The organism is Burkholderia sp. LMG 13014, assembly GCF_905232215.1.
GTDB lineage: Bacteria > Pseudomonadota > Gammaproteobacteria > Burkholderiales > Burkholderiaceae > Burkholderia.
Genome location: NZ_CAJNKE010000031.1, coordinates 12041 through 28699 on the forward strand (window position 1 = coordinate 12041; position 16659 = coordinate 28699).

Below are 16659 nucleotides of genomic sequence, written 5' to 3' on the forward strand. Positions count from 1 at the left end.
CATTACGCTTGCACCGCCTCCACGAGTTCGCTCAGCGTGCGCGGTGCGGGAGCGAAGAACACGGCGCCGGTGTGCGCCGTCGAGAAATCGAGCAGGCGGTCGTGCATGCCTGGCGGATCGCCGAGGAACATGCGCTCCAGCATCTTCTGCGTCACCCACAGATGCCTGGAGTAGCCGATGAAGTAGGTGCCATATTCGCCCTGGCCGGGGCGGCCGAAGGGCATGTTGTCGCGCAGGATGTCGTGCTCGGTGCCGTCGTCGTCCACGATCGTGGCGAGGGTCTTGTGCGATTTCTGGCCGCTCGTCGCGTCGGGCAATTCGACATTGCTGACGATCTCCCGGCCGATGATCCGCTCTTGCTCGTCCTTGGCGAGCCGAGCCCACGGCTGCATTTGGTGCAGATACTTCTGCACCACCAAGTAGCTGCCGCCGGCGAACGCCTGATCTTCACTGCCGACCAGCGTCGAGGCGCCGATGTCGTGCCCGGTCGGGTTGGCCGTGCCATCGACAAAGCCAAGCAGGTCGCGGGAGTCGAAGTAGCGAAAACCGACCACCTCGTCGGCCACCGTCACGCTGCTGCCCAGTTGGTCCAGCAGCAGGCGCTCGAATTCAAAACAGAGGTCCTCGCGTTCGGCACGGATGTGAAAGAACAGGTCGCCGGGCGTGGCAGGCGCGGTGTGCTTGGCACCCTCGATGGGCACGAAGGGCCGTAGTTCCTTCGGGCGCTTCCCGGTCTGGAAACGGTCCCATAGCGCCGATCCCAGTGCAGTGATGCACGACAGCCGGCCGTTGAGATCGCGGAAGCCCACCGTTTTGATCAGGTCGTCCAGCCCGTCCAAGACGCCGGCGACCGCCTGAAGGGCCTCGTGGCCCTCGGCGACTGTCAACGTGAGAAACACCGCCGCGCGCGACAGCGGCGCATCGATGCTTTGCGAGTCAATTGGTACTCGATCCCAACCACTTCCAACCATTCGTGCCTCCAAAGACCATGTTAATTCATCATATTGCCAGAGATGGAAGCGCTATCACTGGCGCGCTAACAGGCGCGTGCCGCTGCAATTACCCGCACGCAGCCTCGGCGAGAGCGGGCTATGGGGTATTCGAGCAAGCCGCCCTGTCCCTGGCAACCAACATTGCCCTGTGCTCGAACCGCTCAGAAACAACATTGGCTCGTCCGTGGGGCCGCTGCAGATATGTCACGATCTCGTAGGGGCCGTCTGAAAGCGGTCGCATAGTGATCCCCCACGCATGGGCACGCTCAATGCGCGATTGCGCGGAGAGCCCCACTCCGTAGCCAGCGGTCACCCAAAGCGCCATCATCTCGAACGAAGTCACGTGCTGAATGCTCTGCTGGCTCAACGGAAGAAAGGACAGTCGCTGATCCAGCAGTAGGCAAGCCTCCGCCGGCCAGCGAAACACCGGATAGTCCAGAAGCTCGGCAAGCGTGATCTTCGCCTGGGCAACTAAGGGGGACCCCAGCGGCACTGCAACAGCCACGTTCTCCACCCAGAGCGGTTGGCTTTTCACGGCCGGAGCACCAGCGTTCCGAAGCGTCATTCCAGCGTCGTAGCGGCCTTCCTCAAGGCCCGTCAACAGATCATCGGCTGAGGTCTCAAAGAACGTGATGGTGACTTCTGGTTCCTCCGCGCGCTGTAGGGCAAGAAGCGTTGTGAGGCAAGAGGATGGCACTCCGGGCGCGATAGCAAGCCTGAAATGGGAAAACTGGCTGGTGGCGTCATGCATGAGGGCCCCCAATAAGCGATCTGTCCAGAAAGGCAAACCAGCGTTGCAGGAAAGAGTGAAGTTTAACGTCGTTATCTTTAACGTGGTTAATTGTGGCAGATTGTTTGACGCTTCTGCTAATGCAGAAATCAACAATTCAGCCAGGCCGTCCTTCTGGCACATCGACGTATGAATCCGAGTCGGCGTTAGCCTTCGGACAGGCCGTGCGCGCTGCGCGCGTCGCTCAAGGAGTCGCGCAAGACGAGTTCGCATCTCGGGCAAGCATTTCGCGTTCTCACATGGGTAAGATCGAGCGTGGTGAGCACGTGCCCACGCTTCCGCTCATACTGAAAATTTCTACGGCACTTGGAATAAGCGCGGCTGACCTGATGACGGCGACCGAACGCAATCTGCGTGCCGACACTGATCCCTGAGTGTCTAGCCTGCCAGGCTCCGTCAACCGTCCGAAGAGTCGCGAAGGCGAACGATAAATCGCTCCACCGAAGCCGATAAATTGCCGCCGTCGGGCCGAAGCAGGTAGGTGGTGATCACGGCAGAATCCATCGCCAAGGGGCGGATCACCACATCCGGCCGTTGGGAGATGGGAATCTTGGTCGCCGTCATGAAGCCGATGCCGTAGCCGGCGCCGACCAACGTGAGCATCATGTCCAGCGAGGACACTTCCTCGACAACATTCAGCTTGTGCTCCAACGTGTTGAGCAGCCGCTTGAGTTCGCGGCAATAGCCCTCGCATACCTGCGGGTCGCACAGGACAAGTGGATGGCCTTGAAGTTCTTGAAGTGGCACCTCCTTGTAGGTGAGCAATGAGTGACGAGCTGGCACCGCAATCACCAGCGGGTCGTGCCAGATTGGTTCGGCAGCGATACCGTCGCCGACATCGCCCGTGTGCGCGAACCCGATCATGAAGTCGCCCGAACGCAAGCCACGCACTTGCTCTGCCAGAGGCACTTCTGACAAGCGTATTTCGATCTCCGGCTCCTCGGCGCGGCAACGAGCCAGAAATGCCGACAGCCGTGGATCGATAGCCCCATCTGATACAGCGATGCGCAGGCTACCGCGCAAGCCCGATGCCACAGCCTTGGCATTTTCACGAGCCTGTTCCAGCACTGTGAATAGACGGCGAACATCTTGCAAGAAGACCGCGCCCGCCGCCGTTAGAACTGTTCCTCGTCGGTTTCGGTCGAAGAGCACTACGCCCAACTCGTCCTCAAGTTCCTTGATGGCTCGTGATAGCGGTGGTTGTTCGATATGCAGGCGCTCAGCCGCCCGCGTGAAATGTAGCTCCTCAGCAAGAACTACGAAGCAGCGAAGATGGCGCAGCTCCATAGGCCACCCTCCCGTTCCGACTTATCCAACACTGTGCTATCTCCCTATAGAAGTGACTGCCATTCTGGCGGCGGCGAGTTCGGCCACATCATTGGAAACTTCTGGCTGAATGAGCCAGGGCTGGGTTGACCGTGCGATGGCCCGAGGCAGGCACAACACCAGGCGAGCCTGTCAAGTCCGTGGGGTGATAAGGATCAGACGAAGGCTATCTCCAGCCACGCACGTCAATGGATGCCGTGCATCGTCCCCGTCTGACCCTTGGCCGATTGCGAACCAAGCGCTTGAACACGCTTGCGGTTGATCATCACCTGCGGATTGCTGAGGCTCTGCTCCTGGTCCGAGCCAAGGCAAGTACCCTGGGGCAGACGGCAAATGCCGGCGAAAATATTCGCCGGCTCCAGTTGCTGCCCGGAGACTGGCGGGACCAGAATGCCTCTCACCAGAAAGTGTGAGACATCCTGATGCTTAGCCCGCGCCGGATGCTTAATGCCGCACTGAACCATGCGGGTCGATGACGTACTTGTATGCAGAACCCGCGTCGAACTCTTTGTACGCGGCGGGCGCGTCTTCGAGCTTGATGAACTTAGTGTTCATCATCGGCGAAAGGTAAGGCATGCGATCGTTCAGTATCGCCCGCATTAACGCGTGGTTGTAGTTGGCCGTCGGAGATTGACCAGCCGACATTCGCGGCGACTTGATCCAGGCGTTGGACCATTCCAGATCCATATGGCCTTTCTTGGCTTTCGGGTCTTTCGAGATCGGGTTTGCGCAGTACACACCGACCGTACTGGTCATTCCGCCGAAGCGGACATATTTGAGCATTGCGTTGGTAACAGCGCTCTCCACGATCTTGTCAGCCTCCGCGCCAAACCCGCGGCAGTCCACACCAACATAGTCGATGACGCGATCCACCTCCCTGTGCCCGGTAATGCGTTCGAGATGCTCCTCGATCGGCACGCCGTCGGAAAGGTTGATGGTTTCCACGCCGTGTGGCTTGAGAAGGTCCAGCCGCTCTTGAATGTAATCGGCAACGATGATGGCGCCTGCACCCAGAAGTCTGGCGCAGGCGGCACCCGCTCTGCCGACCGGCCCGGCACCGAAGATCAGGATGTTTTCGCCGACGACGTAGGCCGGCGCGGCTGGCCAGTCTGGGCCAGCGAACCCATGGAAAGCTGTGGGTAATACGTCAGAGAGAAGGGTCAGGTCGCGGATTTTTTCCATGGCGGCATCCTTGTCAGGGAAGCGAAGGAGATTGAAATCCGCATACGGTACGAAGAGATAATCACCTTGCCCCCCCGTCCAGCCACCGAGGTTGAACCCGTAGGCTCCGCAGTCGATTTCGGGGTTGGTGTTCTCGCATACATCGGAGCGCATATGCTTGCAGTTGTAGCAACGCCCACACCCCACATTGAAGGGAACGGAAACGATGTCGCCCTTCTTCACGACTTCGACGTCTGATCCCACTTCGATCACTTCGCCGGTCATTTCATGGCCCATGGTCATTCCCTTGGGAACAGCAAACGAACCGCGATAAATGTGAAGGTCGCTGCCACAGATATTTGTGGTAACTATTTTGAGGATAGCGCCATGGGGTGCGCTTTTCCCTTGAGGGGTTATCAGCTCTGGAAATTTGAAGGTGTTGACCTTCATTTCCAAGGGCTTCTCGAAAGTCACGATTCGGTTACCGGTCGGAGTCATTTCGTCACCTCTGTGCGTTAATGTTTCCATCTTCTAAATCGAAGTGGGAAACGAAATTTACCGCTGTCAAGAAGAACGATCGTGGTATTGCCTAGCCGTTGGTCGCGTCTCCTTCTGCGGTCTTGACAGCATCGGATCAAGCTCAGAAGTGGTCAAACTGGAATAATCTATGTGCAGATAGGCACGATCTATCTACGCGGGATCGTCGAGCCGTGCTCGTCTCCTAGCCGGGAGAGGGCAACGATCATCGCTACATCGCGCCTCCTAGCTTGATCTAGGAACAGTCAGCTCGACCCAGCGAGACATGAGGAGGCCGCATGCAGCAGGTACTCCTGCCCCCCGAGTTGCCCCTGGACCTAGTGGCCTTCGATGGGTTGCTCAGCACGTGGCGCCTGTTAGCGGCGCACACGGCATGCCTGCAATCTTCGCCTGGTTGAAGCAATACAGAGTTGCTCTTCAAGACTCGCTATTTCAGGGGGCTTTGAGATGAGTCTGCTTTGGGCTGGAACCGACGATGGATCGATATAACGGATTGAAGAGTGGCGGCGAGTTCGGGGGTGTGCACCATTTCGAGCAATGCACGCGATGACGGTGCCTCGAACGCATTTTTCCCAGCAACGAATCCGACATTTGAGTGCGACATTGGTCCATTGATTGCGATTGCGTGGAGATTTGGAATGTGCGCGAGTTGGCCGGCGAGAGATTGCGGAAGAACTGCCGAATATTTTCCTGTCGCCACGTGTGCCGATAGCACGTCAATTGAATCAGTGCGAATAGTCTGCGCGGTACATTGCATCAGCCTATCTTGAATGGGTTCAGGTACTGCCGAGTTCAGCACGCAGAGTTGTCTATTGAGAACATGGTCCCACGTTGTGCTTCGGGGTTGCTGTGTTCTCGCGGCGTGAAAAAGGAAAATGCGTTCACGGTACAGAAGGTGAGTATCGAAGTCTTCCCCTGGGATATCCTCCAAATGCATGAGTGCGATATCCAAATTGTTTTCTCGAATCGCCTGTAGCAGGGAAGAAGCGCCGGAAACCAGAACTGATTGTTGAAGTAAGGGTGTTTTTTCAGCAAGGGCGATGCTTAATGTGGGCGCTACACCGGCAGTTCCTGGGAGTATCCCTAGCCGGAATTGCCCCTCTATACCTCGCCGTAGTGCGGAGAGTTCTCGCTCCAGCCCTTTGCAGTCGTCATACATCTGCTGAGCCCAAGACAGTACGCGCATCCCTTCAGAAGTGAGGCCGTCATAGCGTCGGCCATGACGCACGATCTCGACACCCATGTCTTCCTCCAATTGCTTAATGCCCGCGGAGAGTGTCGGCTGAGAAACATTGCAGCTTTTGGCCGCGTTGCCAAAATGGCCTTCACGGTGCAAAGCAAGCAAGTATTCAAAGTTTCTTACGATCATATATTTTCTTCTGATAAAGTTGATTGGATTTTATACTTTCACGAAAAACCCTGCGCACGCTTCGATCCGCGTCCAACCTTGGGCACGTAGCTGGCACGCATGAAAGGCTGCCGCGCGCAGTGTCCATACAGTAGGTTCGACTCGTCATCGACGGTCAGCACCACAACGCACGGGACAGCCAATAGCGCGAACACAGGTGCTTTGCGCTGTGGGCGAGTCGTCCTCATGTAGCTTAGCAGTTGGCGCGTTCTGGAAGGGAGTAAGCGTGAGTGGTGAGGCACGCAACCGCAAAAGGCGGTGCTAAGCTCTTGAGCTGTTCGGGTCGTGGCCGTTGAAGCGGCGAGAGAATGGAGCCTGCCATGGCCGTTGTGGCGCAGCTAGTACACCATGCCCCCAGCGTTTCCTTAGCTGCGATTGACGGGCATGCCTGGCGGTAGCTCAATAACAGCCATTTATGGATGAAGGAACGAGGGGAATAAGGCAGATGAAGATATTCACGATTGGATTCACTAAGACCTCCGCGCGGTCCTTCTTCACCAAGTTAAGTGCTTCTGGTGCCAAGCGCCTTGTCGATGTTCGCCTGAATAATGTTTCGCAATTGGCCGGATTCGCTAAACGCGAGGATCTTCGATATTTTTCCGAGGCGTTGTGTGGGATGGAATATGAACATCTACCAGCACTTGCTCCAACCAAAGACATGTTCGAGGAATATAAAATAAAAGGGGGAGATTGGGATATCTACGCCAGTAAATTTCTGGATTTAATGTCGTCCCGAAAGATTGAGTCAATCGATAAAGAAAAGATTGATAACAGTTGCCTGCTTTGCAGCGAAGACAAGCCCCATCACTGCCATCGGAGGCTAGTGGCCGAGTACCTTGCAGGCAAATGGCCGAATGTTGAGATCGTGCATCTTTAGAGGGGCGACGTAGCTCCCAATGTCATCAACTTAAGCCCCCAGCCCTGGCCGGGGCAAGAAATCCCGGGGCTTGGACGCGCGGTTGCAGCAGTGCCTTCACTGGTTTTGCTCCCCAGTTCAGCGCATGTGCGACCCAGACGCCAGCTTAATGGATGCCGGTTCGCCTCGGCGGGCGGGATTTCTCGTTTTCCGGGCGAGCGCGTGCCGGCCGCTGTCTGGCCAGCTTTTTTGCGGTGCAGTTCGGGTGCTGCTTGTTCTTAGCGCGTCGGTTTGTAGCCCTCGCAGCCGCGACTGGCCAGGCGCATACGCTGGCGCGGGAAGCTGCGGCCCGGGCGCACAGCGCTGAGGCTGTTGGCCATCAACTCCATCACGTTGGCCAGCCCCTGCACACCGGGGCGTACCAGCAGGTCGACCAGGGTGTTCTTGAGGCGTGACACCCCTTGGGTGAAGTTGACCTTCCAGCGCAGCTTGCGGCCTTTGTGGCGCTGCTCGATGACCGGTTGCAGCAGATGTTGCATCAGCAGCGCTAGGTTTTTCAGCAGTTGCCCGGCATGAAAGTCCTGCTTCACGGCCGTCACGCTACGGCCGCTAAAGTTGTCGAGGCAGAGGGTCTGCTTGAGGCGGCGGTAGTCCGTTTCGATGCCCCAGCGGCGGTGGTAAAGATCCGCGAACACCTCGGCCGGGAAGGCCTGTCGATCCAGCAGGGAGGTCAGCAGCACTTCGCTTTCACCGCTGGCTAGCTCGACCCGGATCAGGCGCAATTCGACCCGGCCCGCGGGATCGACGCCGGCCTCGGTACAGAACAGGCGCGCCTCGGGATGACTGGCAGAGAAGAACTGCGTGTCTTCTGTCTGCCCCGAGCGGAGAAACTGTTTGACCTGCGCGTTGTAGCCACACGGCAGGCGCATCAGGAAATGTCGCCGGTGCTGCTCGAACAGCGCAAACAGCCAGTGTCCGGGGTAGCCGCGATCAAACAACGTCAGGCTGTCAGCGGGCAGATGCTCGAGGTGCAGATGGGCGCAATCGCGCTCGCCGACTGCGGATGGCACGATCAGGCTGTGTAGCGTCTGGCCGTCGGCGACGTCGTAGAGCATGGACAGACGGGCAACGGGAAACTCGCTATGGCAGCCGAAAAAGCGCGTCATGACCGACTCCAGCGGTAAATGGACGGTCGAGCCGTCCACGGCGAGTACCCGTAACCCGCGCCACGTCTGGCGCAGCCCGAGGCTGTCGAGCTGTTGCTGAAGGGTTTGGTTGAGGCTCTCGAAGACCTCGGGCTTGAGCTTGCCGCGCGCCTTGCTGAAGGCCTGCGCGGTGACCACCTGGGTCTCGGCCGAGGCCTGGTTGAGCACGCGATAGAACTGATCGAGCTCGGTTTGCAGGGCGGTGCGTGGCTGATTGAGCAAAAACAGGACGAGGTTCTTGAAGGTCAGTTGGCGTCGGCGGGTAAAGTCGTGAGGGCGCTGGCGGTGGGTATCGATGAAGTCGGGACAATCGAGCTGACTGGTTATTTTTTGTACAATTTTCAAGCCAGGGTTTGCTGGGCGGTGTCAAACGGTGTGGAATGAGGGGCCAAAAGGGTTTCTCCTATGCGCTGAATTTAGCGCTAATTATATGATATTTATAGGAAAAATTCCTTAAGTTGATGACATTGACGTAGCTCCACGTTTCCAACGCCTCGTCTGGAGGGCTGAGAGAGACAAAGGCGCGTATCGGCGGGAGCCGGCGCCACACATTGGGCGTACAGAGCAACCTCGCCCGCCACGGCTCGATGTCAGCGCTCAACGAGGCGAGTGGCTCCAGGTGCATTGGCAGACGGGCCGCTGGCTGACGTCGTGGCGATCGGCGGATATGCACTGGGAAGCCCGCCCATGTGCTGGGCTATCATGTTGGCGACGCCTACGCCCAGGTGGGGCGCGGCAGGATCGCCGTCATTTACACCCCAGTTTGGTACTGCTATAGGTCTTCTGGAATAGCCGATACATCAGGACAAATTGAAGTAGCTCAATTAGGAGATATCTAATGTCAACCGGTATGTTTATTCTGCACTCCAACTATACGCCGGCGGGGGACCAGCCAGAGGCGATAGCGCGCCTGCTGTCGGACATAGAAGAAGGTGCGACGCACCAGACGCTGAAAGGTATCACCGGCTCAGGTAAGACCTTCACCATGGCCAATGTGATTCATCGTCTGAAGCGGCCTACGTTGATCTTGGCTCCTAACAAGACGTTGACCGCGCAGCTTTATGGTGAAATGAAGCACTTCTTTCCTGAGAACGCGGTCGAGTACTTCGTTTCCTACTACGATTATTTTCAGCCCGAAATCTATATGCCGGGCACCGATCGTTTCATTCCAAAGGACTCGGCCATCAATGACCACCTTGAGCGCCTGCGCCTGTCCACGACCAAATCCTTGATTGAGCGTCGTGACGTGATCGTCGTCGCTTCGGTGTCTTCAATCTACGGCCTGGGTGATCCAGATGCATACCGAGCGCTACAGATCGCTCTGTCCCCTGGGGTCAAACTAAACCAGAGAGAGCTAATTCGTCGCTTGGCTTTGCTGCAATATGATCGCACGGAGCGCACTCTCAAGCGTGCAACGTTCCGCGTCCAAGGTGATGTGATTGACATTTTCCCCGCTGATTCCGAGTACAGGGCGGTTCGGGTGGAACTGTTGGATGACACTGTTGCGTCTGTCCAATGGATGGACCCTGTTACCGGCAAGACGTTGGGAGAGATAGACCATTATTTGGTTTCGCCAAAAACGCTTTTCGCGCCGCCCACGAACAAAATAGATTCTGCATCCAAAAAGATACTCGCTGATATGGAAGAGCGGGTTGCCGAGCTGAACAGGAATAATCGCTTGGTCGAGGCAATCAGGCTGTACGAGCGGATCACGCATGACGTGGAAATGATGCGCGAGGTCGGCTATTGCTCGGGGATGGAGAATTATTCCTGCTACTTCAGCGACCGAGACGCAGCTTCTCCTCCGATCACGTTGCTGGATTATTTGCCGAAAGACGGGCTGCTGTTCGTCGATGAATCTCATGTCATGGTGCCACAGATATCCGCAATGTACCGGGGGGATCAGGCGCGCAAGGACACGCTGATCGATTACGGGTTCCGTTTGCCTTCATCGAAGAACAACCGGCCATTGAACTTTGACGAGTTCGAGAAGGTCAAGCCTCAGACCATCTTTGTTTCCGCTACTCCGGGCGACTACGAGCTGAGGGTGTCGAAAGGCAGGGTTGTCGAACAGGTTATCAGGCCAACGGGACTGCTTGACCCCAAGGTTGAAGTGCGGAAAGCGGATGGATACATAGATGACCTGCTTGCCGAAATATCGAAGTGCGTGAAGAGAAAGAATCGAGTGCTTGTGACTACGCTGACGAAGGTCAGTGCAGAAGAGCTAACGGATTTCTTGACGGACAACGGGATTCGAGCGCGCTACATGCATTCGGACATAAAAGCGGAGGATCGTGTTGAGATCATCAATGGCCTGCGCGCAGGAGAGTTCGATGTTTTGATTGGGATTAGTCTTTTGCGCGAAGGGCTGGATATTCCAGAGGCATCATTGGTTGCCATTCTCGATGCAGACCGTGCAGGGTTCTTGCGTTCGGCCCATGCGCTCATTCAGATGATCGGTCGAGTCGCTCGGAATGAAAACGGCAAGGCGATCTTGTACGCCGACGCGGTGACGCCGGCGATGAAGCAGGCGATCGATGAGACCAATAGGCGCAGGCAGCTTCAAATTGCCTTTAACGAGGAAAATGGGATTTCTCCAGCCTCGTCTGTGCGAAAACTAGCAGGGGAAGAGACGAATACGGAGGAGCCCACCGTTCATTCCGAGGCTTTCTGCGAGAACTTGTCCGACCTTTGCGATCAGATCACTGCCAAGGAACAGCAGCTACTCGAATTTACCGATACCGGTGACGAGCAGCGCGTCGAAGACATTCGTCGTCAGTTGGATGGGTTGTACCGGCAATTCATTTACATCTAATCGTTCGCCGGCATTGGGTTGCATGGCCGACCGATCTGCATCTGGGGCAAGCGGGCAGACGGTCGGTTCATCATTCAACCGGAGGGGTGAGCCGCCGAGGCTCAGTGCCCCGCTTTCCAAGATGTGTGCCCTACAGCGTCTTGCGACGTGTCAGCGCAAAGCTGGCAACGATCCAACGGCGACCAGCATTTCATCAAATACCGCTCGAACCCTTCCCGGAATGGGGCCACGCTGAGGCCGATAGACGTACAACCCCCATGCCGGAGGTTCTTCGTTCTCCAGCACTCGCACGAGCTTCCCGCTGGCAATGTAGGGGGCGGCCATGTAGTCCGCCAGTTGCGCGAACGCGATCCCGGCCAGCGCCGCTCCCATTTCCATGTCGGCATTGTCGGCGACGAGAGTGGGTGCGGTAGGTGTCCACTGGCGTCCCGCCTTGAAGTGCCAAGGCCAGGGACGGCCGGTATTGATATCCAAGGCCACGGTAACTGGCAGGCTGCTTAGCGCATCGATGTTTGCAGGTACGCCCACTTTCTTGATCAGGCGCGGAGCGGCAACGATGGGGAGTCTCATGTCGGCGGCCTTGCGTGCGACGAAGCGGCTATCGCGCATGAATCCGACCCTGATCCCGACGTCAATCCCTTCGTCAACCGTATTGCTGATGCGATCGGACAGGCGCACATCCAGCGTGATGCCGGGATGACGCGCGGCCACGCGCTCCAGTGCCGGTAGCACCGCTCTGGTGCTCAAGCTGTGCGGTGCGGTGATGCGAACCGTACCGGACAGAGAGGCCTGCTGGTCGGAGCCAGGCGTTCGCCACAGATCCTCGAACCGCTCCAATGCGGGGCGCACTTGGTCTAGCAGCCCTTCGCCGAAGGCGGTGATGCGCACCTGGCGCGTGCTTCGATGAAACAACACCTCGCCGTAGTGTTGCTCCAGTTGCTGGATGGCACGGGTTACACCTTGCGGAGAAGTCCCCAGCCGGACGGCCGCATCGCGAAAACTGCTGCTTTCGGCCGCCACCCGAAAGATGCGCAGTAGTTCCATTTCTTTGTTCATGACGCACGCCTTATGGCCGATTTCGCTGCTCGTTGATTGTTCCAGATTGTGGAATTATAAAATCGCAACAATTCCATATACAAGGGAGGCGCGGTTGCCCAGACTGACAACACCCCGGAATGCTCCGCTCCGAACAACCCAATAAGGAACGCGAATGAACGCTGCGACTCTCATCACTGCCTACTACGACGCCTTCAACCGCGGTGACCGCGAGGCCATGCTGTCAATGTTGACCGATGACGTCGCGCACGACTTGAACCAGGGCGCTCGTGAGGTCGGTCGCGAAGCCTTCCGCGCCTTCCTGCAGCGCATGGACCGCTGCTATGGCGAGCAACTGCGCGGGATCGTGGTGATGGTCAGCGCCGACGGCCTGTGTGCAGGCGCGGAGTACGTGGTGCATGGCGAATACAAGGTCACGGACGACGGGCTGCCGGAAGCCCAGGGCCAGCGCTACGTGCTGCCGGGCGGCGCGTTCTTCGAGATCCGCGATGGCAAGATCGCTCGTGTCACCAACTACTACAACCTCGGCGACTGGATCGCACAGGTCGGAGGGGACGCCTGAAATGACCAGCGACGTGCAGGTGCTGGTTCATCGTGGTCCGGACATTGCCGAATGGTTCGATGCCGTGGCAGGCCTGCGGGCGAGCGTCTTCCGCAGCTTTCCTTACCTGTACGAGGGCGACACCGAATACGAGAAGCACTACCTCGCTATGTACGCCCGTTCGGCAGACAGCCTGCTGGTACTCGCGCTCGCTGATGACGTGGTCGTGGGTGCGTCCACGGGATTGCCGCTCGGCGATGCGGAGCCGGCCTTCCAGGTGCCGTTCGCCGATCGAGGAATCCCGATGGAGGCAGTGTTTTACTGCGGCGAATCAGTCCTGCTCCCGGCCTTCCGGGGCCTTGGCCTGGGCCATCGCTTCTTTGACGAACGCGAAGCGCATGCCCGTTCGTTGGGCGGCATGCAGTGGACATCGTTCGCGTCGGTGGATCGAGCAGACGACGATCCCCGGCGTCCTTCCAACTACCGCAGTAATGATCCCTTCTGGATCCGTCGTGGCTACGTGCGGCAGTCGGACATGAAGGTTACGCTGCCCTGGAAACAGGTGGGTGAGCCGAGCGAAACCGAGCAGACGCTCACGATGTGGCTGCGCTCCCTGGAGAACGCGAAATGAAAGTAGCAGTTGCGAAATACGCAGTGGGTCAGCCCACGGGCTTCGAGGCATTCGCAGCGCGGCAGCGGCGGGTTCTGGAGGAGGCGAGCCGTGCCGGAGCGGAACTGGCCGTGTTGCCAGAATATCTGTCCCTCGAACTGGCTGCGATGTTCGAGCCTGGCATCCGCCAGGATTTCAACGCCTCGCTGGCCGCGCTGCAGGCCTTGCAGCCTGCGTGGCTGGCCCTGTACACCGACCTGGCGCGCGAGCTGCGCATGACCATTCAGGCCGGTACGTTCTTGACCCGGGTTGGACCGGATCGCTATCGCAACCGGGCGTGGTGGTTTGCGCCGGACGGCACGCGTGACTACCAGGACAAATTGCAGTTGACGGGGTTCGAGAAAGACACTGGCGTCATCGAGGGGGGCGACGAACTCAAAGTGTTCGACCTGAATGGCGTGCGTGCCGGCATCGCTGTCTGCTACGACAGTGAGTTTCCATTGCCCGTGCGAGCCCAGCGAGAGGCGGGTGCACGCCTGCTGTTGGTCCCGAGCTGTACGGACACGAGGGCAGGTGCAACCCGGGTTCGTGTGGGCTGCATGGCGCGGGCACTGGAGAACCGGATGTTCGTCGCACAGGCCGTGACGACCGGAGCTGCTGACTGGAGTCCGGCGCTGGACACGAACACTGGCGAGGCCACGATCTATGCACCCATGGATCGTGGATTCCCCGAGGATGGCATTCTCGCGACTACTTGCGGCACGCAGACATGGGCGATCGGTGATCTTGACGTTGAAGCACTCGAACGAAACCAAGAACAGGCCCAGGTTGCGGTCGATCGTGACTGGGACGGACAGATGTTGCCTGCACTGCGGAAAGCTCGACACTCGGGTCATCAGGTCGCCTAGCCGGTCTCATCTTGATAGCTTCAACTCGATGAGTCGGCTTAGATAGGTCATATCTATCTGCGCATAGATTTTTCCAGTTTGACCAGTTTTGAACTTGCCCCGATGCTGTCGATACATGCAAGAAATATTCATTGATTTGAATGTTTTGCGCTTCTTGGGAACAAACCTGTACTAGCCTGTAAGAGTGCTCGAAGAGCACAGAATTTGTGGCAAAGTTCGGCCGCATATACTATGGGGGAGTATTGTATAATGCGGCGGTGTACCCAAGTAGAGAGGTGTTCGATGCCACACAGTCCGGAAGAAAAGAAGCAAGCACTGACGCGCATCCGGCGCATCAAAGGTCAGGTAGCGACTCTTGAGCAAGCGCTTGATGCAGGTGCGGAATGCCCTGCAATTCTTCAGAAGCTTGCGGCCGTTCGTGGGGCAGTCAACGGATTGATGGCAACCGTTCTGGAGAGCTATCTGCGGGAAGAATTTCCCAGTAGCGAAATCAGGAGCGATTCGCAGAACAAGTCCATTGACGAGACCATCTCTATCGTCCGCTCCTATCTGCGATAGAGGCACCAGGGTGCCCTCGGTGAGGGCAAATTTAGTTAGCTAGTAAAGGAAGCGACATCATGAAATCACGTGCAGCAGTTGCCTTCGGGCCAGGAAAGCCGCTGGAAATCGTCGAGATCGACGTCGAGCCGCCGCGCAAGGGCGAGGTGCTCATCAAGATCACGAACACCGGCGTTTGCCATACCGACGCCTTCACCCTGTCGGGCGACGACCCCGAAGGTCTCTTCCCGGTCGTGCTGGGTCATGAAGGTGCGGGTATCGTCGTGGAGGTGGGTGAAGGTGTGACCAGCGTGAAGCCTGGCGATCACGTCATTCCGCTCTACACCGCCGAATGCGGCGAGTGCCTGTTCTGCAAGTCCGGCAAGACCAACCTGTGTGTCGCGGTTCGCGCAACCCAGGGCAAGGGGCTGATGCCCGATGGTACGACTCGCTTCTCGTACAACGGTCAGCCGCTTTACCACTACATGGGCTGCTCGACCTTCAGCGAATACACGGTCGTCGCCGAAGTCTCGCTGGCCAAGATCAACCCGGACGCCAACCCCGAGCACGTCTGCCTGCTGGGCTGCGGCGTGACCACCGGCATCGGCGCCGTGCACAACACGGCCAAGGTACAGCCCGGCGACTCGGTGGCCATCTTCGGCCTCGGCGGCATCGGTCTCGCTGCGATTCAAGGTGCACGCCAGGCCAAAGCGGGCCGCATCATCGCCATCGATACCAATCCGGCGAAGTTCGAACTGGCTCGTACCTTCGGCGCGACCGAATGTCTCAACCCGAAGGACTTCGACAAGCCGATTCACGAGGTTCTGATCGAGATGACTGGCTGGGGTGTCGATCACACCTTCGAGTGCATCGGCAACGTCAACGTGATGCGTTCGGCTCTGGAAGCTGCCCACCGCGGCTGGGGCCAGTCGATCATCATCGGCGTCGCCGGGGCCGGCAAGGAAATCTCGACCCGTCCGTTCCAGTTGGTCACCGGCCGGACCTGGAAGGGGTCGGCTTTCGGCGGGGTCAAGGGGCGCACCCAACTCCCGGGCATGGTGGAAGACGCAATGAAAGGCGAGATCGATCTCGCCCCGTTCGTCACTCACACCATGGGTCTCGACGAGATCAACCACGCCTTCGACCTGATGCATGAAGGCAAGTCGATTCGCACGGTGATCCACTACTGATCACTCACTATCCATTCAACACCAACCACCAAGGAAATTAACCATGTCCAATCCTGTCATTTCCGGCGACGGCATCTTCTCGCACGTCTTCATCGGCGCCGCCGACGTCCAGAAGTCGGCCGCGTTCTATGACGCCGCTCTGGGTGCTCTCGGCATCAAGAACCTCGGTCCTTTCGGCAACGGATGGGTGCTTTTCGGTCGCGAAAAGCCGGTTTTCATCATCGGCCGTCCGGGCAATGGTGAAGCGCCTTCCAGCAACGGCGTGACGGTCGGCTTTGCGGCCGCCACTCCCGCCGAAGTGGATGCCTTCCACGCCGCCGGCCTTGCCGCAGGCGGCACCGACGAGGGCCAGCCTGGCCCGCGTGGCCACCTGCCGGGTGCCTATGCGGCCTACCTGCGTGATCCGGCGGGCAACAAGGTTTGCTCGTACACCTTCGTCTGAAAGCTAGGAAGCTGAGGGCGTTCTGAAAGGGCCAGCACAAGCCTCTACACGGCGAGCCTATTAGACGGACCGTGTAGAGCGGTGCCTGCTCATGAAGATCGGCCCGCAGCCATGTGCGAAACGCATGGCTGCGGGCATTTGCTTTGAAGCGTGTTTTTCAACCAAGAAGAAATGAGGTCGTTATGAAAGAGCCGGCCAACATCAATACGACGACCGTACAACCCACCCCGACCGCCACCGTGTACGGCATGCCGGCCTATACCGATCGTGCTGCCGCCGTGGGTG

At 58.2% G+C, this 16659-nt stretch carries 17 protein-coding genes and 1 pseudogene; 10 read left to right on the forward strand and 8 right to left on the reverse strand.

Translation table 11 applies throughout. The features are described 5' to 3' along the window. Positions 1-2 precede the first annotated feature (2 nt). Both JYJ84_RS06635 and JYJ84_RS06640 read right to left on the reverse strand, forming a co-directional pair. A complete protein-coding gene (locus JYJ84_RS06635) occupies positions 3-971 on the reverse strand; it encodes a Dyp-type peroxidase (RefSeq protein ID WP_020924940.1) in 969 nt (322 codons plus the stop codon). Positions 972-1089: 118 nt separating this feature from the next. Further along, the gene (locus JYJ84_RS06640) at positions 1090-1743 is read right to left on the reverse strand and encodes a substrate-binding domain-containing protein (RefSeq protein ID WP_023106332.1); all 654 of its coding nucleotides are present in this window, start codon (positions 1741-1743) and stop codon (positions 1090-1092) included. A gap of 119 nt (positions 1744-1862) precedes the next feature. On the opposite strand from JYJ84_RS06640, the gene JYJ84_RS06645 reads away from it, so the two are divergent. Next, positions 1863-2156, forward strand: a complete 294-nt coding sequence (locus JYJ84_RS06645; RefSeq protein ID WP_009459591.1) for a helix-turn-helix domain-containing protein — start codon at positions 1863-1865, stop codon at positions 2154-2156. Positions 2157-2178: 22 nt separating this feature from the next. On the opposite strand, the gene JYJ84_RS06650 is transcribed toward JYJ84_RS06645, so the two are convergent. The 4 genes from JYJ84_RS06650 to JYJ84_RS06665 form a co-directional block, all read right to left on the reverse strand. After that, on the reverse strand, positions 2179-3069 hold the full coding sequence (locus tag JYJ84_RS06650) for a LysR family transcriptional regulator (protein ID WP_023103878.1): 891 nt from the start codon (positions 3067-3069) through the stop codon (positions 2179-2181). Between the two features lie 224 nt (positions 3070-3293). After that, entirely contained in the window at positions 3294-3509 is a 216-nt protein-coding gene (locus JYJ84_RS06655) for a hypothetical protein (RefSeq protein ID WP_023464794.1), read from the reverse strand. Between the two features lie 43 nt (positions 3510-3552). Next, positions 3553-4719, reverse strand: coding sequence for a glutathione-independent formaldehyde dehydrogenase (locus tag JYJ84_RS06660; protein WP_020924942.1), 1167 nt, complete (start codon positions 4717-4719; stop codon positions 3553-3555). 514 nt (positions 4720-5233) lie between these two features. Then, positions 5234-6175 carry a LysR family transcriptional regulator gene (locus JYJ84_RS06665; RefSeq protein WP_028698648.1) on the reverse strand — a complete coding sequence of 314 codons (942 nt, stop codon included), beginning with the start codon at positions 6173-6175 and terminating at the stop codon, positions 5234-5236. Positions 6176-6659: 484 nt separating this feature from the next. Between JYJ84_RS06665 and JYJ84_RS06670 the strand changes: the two genes are divergently transcribed. Continuing rightward, the gene (locus tag JYJ84_RS06670) at positions 6660-7091 is read left to right on the forward strand and encodes a DUF488 family protein (protein ID WP_023835768.1); all 432 of its coding nucleotides are present in this window, start codon (positions 6660-6662) and stop codon (positions 7089-7091) included. A 257-nt stretch (positions 7092-7348) separates the two neighbouring features. Here JYJ84_RS06670 and JYJ84_RS06675 read toward each other — a convergent pair whose 3' ends face one another. Beyond that, positions 7349-8620, reverse strand: coding sequence for an IS4-like element ISPa45 family transposase (locus JYJ84_RS06675; RefSeq protein ID WP_020924943.1), 1272 nt, complete (start codon positions 8618-8620; stop codon positions 7349-7351). 493 nt (positions 8621-9113) lie between these two features. On the opposite strand from JYJ84_RS06675, the gene uvrB reads away from it, so the two are divergent. Continuing rightward, positions 9114-11090, forward strand: a complete 1977-nt coding sequence (gene uvrB, locus JYJ84_RS06680; protein WP_020924944.1) for an excinuclease ABC subunit UvrB — start codon at positions 9114-9116, stop codon at positions 11088-11090. Positions 11091-11240: 150 nt separating this feature from the next. Here the strand turns inward: uvrB and JYJ84_RS06685 are convergent, their stop codons facing one another. Continuing rightward, a complete protein-coding gene (locus tag JYJ84_RS06685; protein WP_205183389.1) occupies positions 11241-12146 on the reverse strand; it encodes a LysR family transcriptional regulator in 906 nt (301 codons plus the stop codon). Between the two features lie 154 nt (positions 12147-12300). Here JYJ84_RS06685 and JYJ84_RS06690 point away from each other — a divergent pair, with 154 nt between their 5' ends. From JYJ84_RS06690 to JYJ84_RS38340, 7 genes and pseudogenes are all read left to right on the forward strand, one after another. Then, the gene (locus JYJ84_RS06690; protein WP_023103882.1) at positions 12301-12708 is read left to right on the forward strand and encodes a ketosteroid isomerase-related protein; all 408 of its coding nucleotides are present in this window, start codon (positions 12301-12303) and stop codon (positions 12706-12708) included. Position 12709: 1 nt separating this feature from the next. Then, positions 12710-13318 carry a GNAT family N-acetyltransferase gene (locus JYJ84_RS06695; RefSeq protein ID WP_028690944.1) on the forward strand — a complete coding sequence of 203 codons (609 nt, stop codon included), beginning with the start codon at positions 12710-12712 and terminating at the stop codon, positions 13316-13318. Further along, positions 13315-14205, forward strand: a complete 891-nt coding sequence (locus JYJ84_RS06700) for a carbon-nitrogen hydrolase family protein (protein WP_028690945.1) — start codon at positions 13315-13317, stop codon at positions 14203-14205. Before JYJ84_RS06695 ends, JYJ84_RS06700 begins: the two co-directional genes overlap by 4 nt. Before the next feature lie 282 nt (positions 14206-14487). After that, the gene (frmR, locus tag JYJ84_RS06705) at positions 14488-14763 is read left to right on the forward strand and encodes a formaldehyde-responsive transcriptional repressor FrmR (RefSeq protein ID WP_205183392.1); all 276 of its coding nucleotides are present in this window, start codon (positions 14488-14490) and stop codon (positions 14761-14763) included. A gap of 59 nt (positions 14764-14822) precedes the next feature. Next, positions 14823-15932 (forward strand): S-(hydroxymethyl)glutathione dehydrogenase/class III alcohol dehydrogenase, encoded by a 1110-nt coding sequence (locus JYJ84_RS06710; RefSeq protein ID WP_205183395.1) that lies wholly within the window; start codon positions 14823-14825, stop codon positions 15930-15932. Positions 15933-15975: 43 nt separating this feature from the next. Then, positions 15976-16374 (forward strand): VOC family protein, encoded by a 399-nt coding sequence (locus JYJ84_RS06715; protein WP_057384127.1) that lies wholly within the window; start codon positions 15976-15978, stop codon positions 16372-16374. 143 nt (positions 16375-16517) lie between these two features. After that, positions 16518-16659, forward strand: a pseudogene (locus tag JYJ84_RS38340) (DUF3422 domain-containing protein); the annotation flags it as partial.

Excerpts from the sequence above, each read along its gene's own strand:
- JYJ84_RS06650 (WP_023103878.1), bottom strand. The coding sequence starts at position 3,069 with ATGGAGCTGCGCCATCTTCGCTGCTTCGTAGTTCTTGCTGAGGAGCTA.
- JYJ84_RS06700 (WP_028690945.1), top strand. The coding sequence starts at position 13,315 with ATGAAAGTAGCAGTTGCGAAATACGCAGTGGGTCAGCCCACGGGCTTC.
- JYJ84_RS06670 (WP_023835768.1), top strand. The coding sequence starts at position 6,660 with ATGAAGATATTCACGATTGGATTCACTAAGACCTCCGCGCGGTCCTTC.
- JYJ84_RS06645 (WP_009459591.1), top strand. The coding sequence starts at position 1,863 with ATGCAGAAATCAACAATTCAGCCAGGCCGTCCTTCTGGCACATCGACG.
- JYJ84_RS06635 (WP_020924940.1), bottom strand. The coding sequence starts at position 971 with ATGGTTGGAAGTGGTTGGGATCGAGTACCAATTGACTCGCAAAGCATC.
- frmR (WP_205183392.1), top strand. The coding sequence starts at position 14,488 with ATGCCACACAGTCCGGAAGAAAAGAAGCAAGCACTGACGCGCATCCGG.
- JYJ84_RS06715 (WP_057384127.1), top strand. The coding sequence starts at position 15,976 with ATGTCCAATCCTGTCATTTCCGGCGACGGCATCTTCTCGCACGTCTTC.
- JYJ84_RS06660 (WP_020924942.1), bottom strand. The coding sequence starts at position 4,719 with ATGAAGGTCAACACCTTCAAATTTCCAGAGCTGATAACCCCTCAAGGG.
- JYJ84_RS06690 (WP_023103882.1), top strand. The coding sequence starts at position 12,301 with ATGAACGCTGCGACTCTCATCACTGCCTACTACGACGCCTTCAACCGC.
- JYJ84_RS06665 (WP_028698648.1), bottom strand. The coding sequence starts at position 6,175 with ATGATCGTAAGAAACTTTGAATACTTGCTTGCTTTGCACCGTGAAGGC.
- JYJ84_RS06710 (WP_205183395.1), top strand. The coding sequence starts at position 14,823 with ATGAAATCACGTGCAGCAGTTGCCTTCGGGCCAGGAAAGCCGCTGGAA.
- JYJ84_RS06695 (WP_028690944.1), top strand. The coding sequence starts at position 12,710 with ATGACCAGCGACGTGCAGGTGCTGGTTCATCGTGGTCCGGACATTGCC.
- uvrB (WP_020924944.1), top strand. The coding sequence starts at position 9,114 with ATGTCAACCGGTATGTTTATTCTGCACTCCAACTATACGCCGGCGGGG.
- JYJ84_RS06685 (WP_205183389.1), bottom strand. The coding sequence starts at position 12,146 with ATGAACAAAGAAATGGAACTACTGCGCATCTTTCGGGTGGCGGCCGAA.
- JYJ84_RS06640 (WP_023106332.1), bottom strand. The coding sequence starts at position 1,743 with ATGCATGACGCCACCAGCCAGTTTTCCCATTTCAGGCTTGCTATCGCG.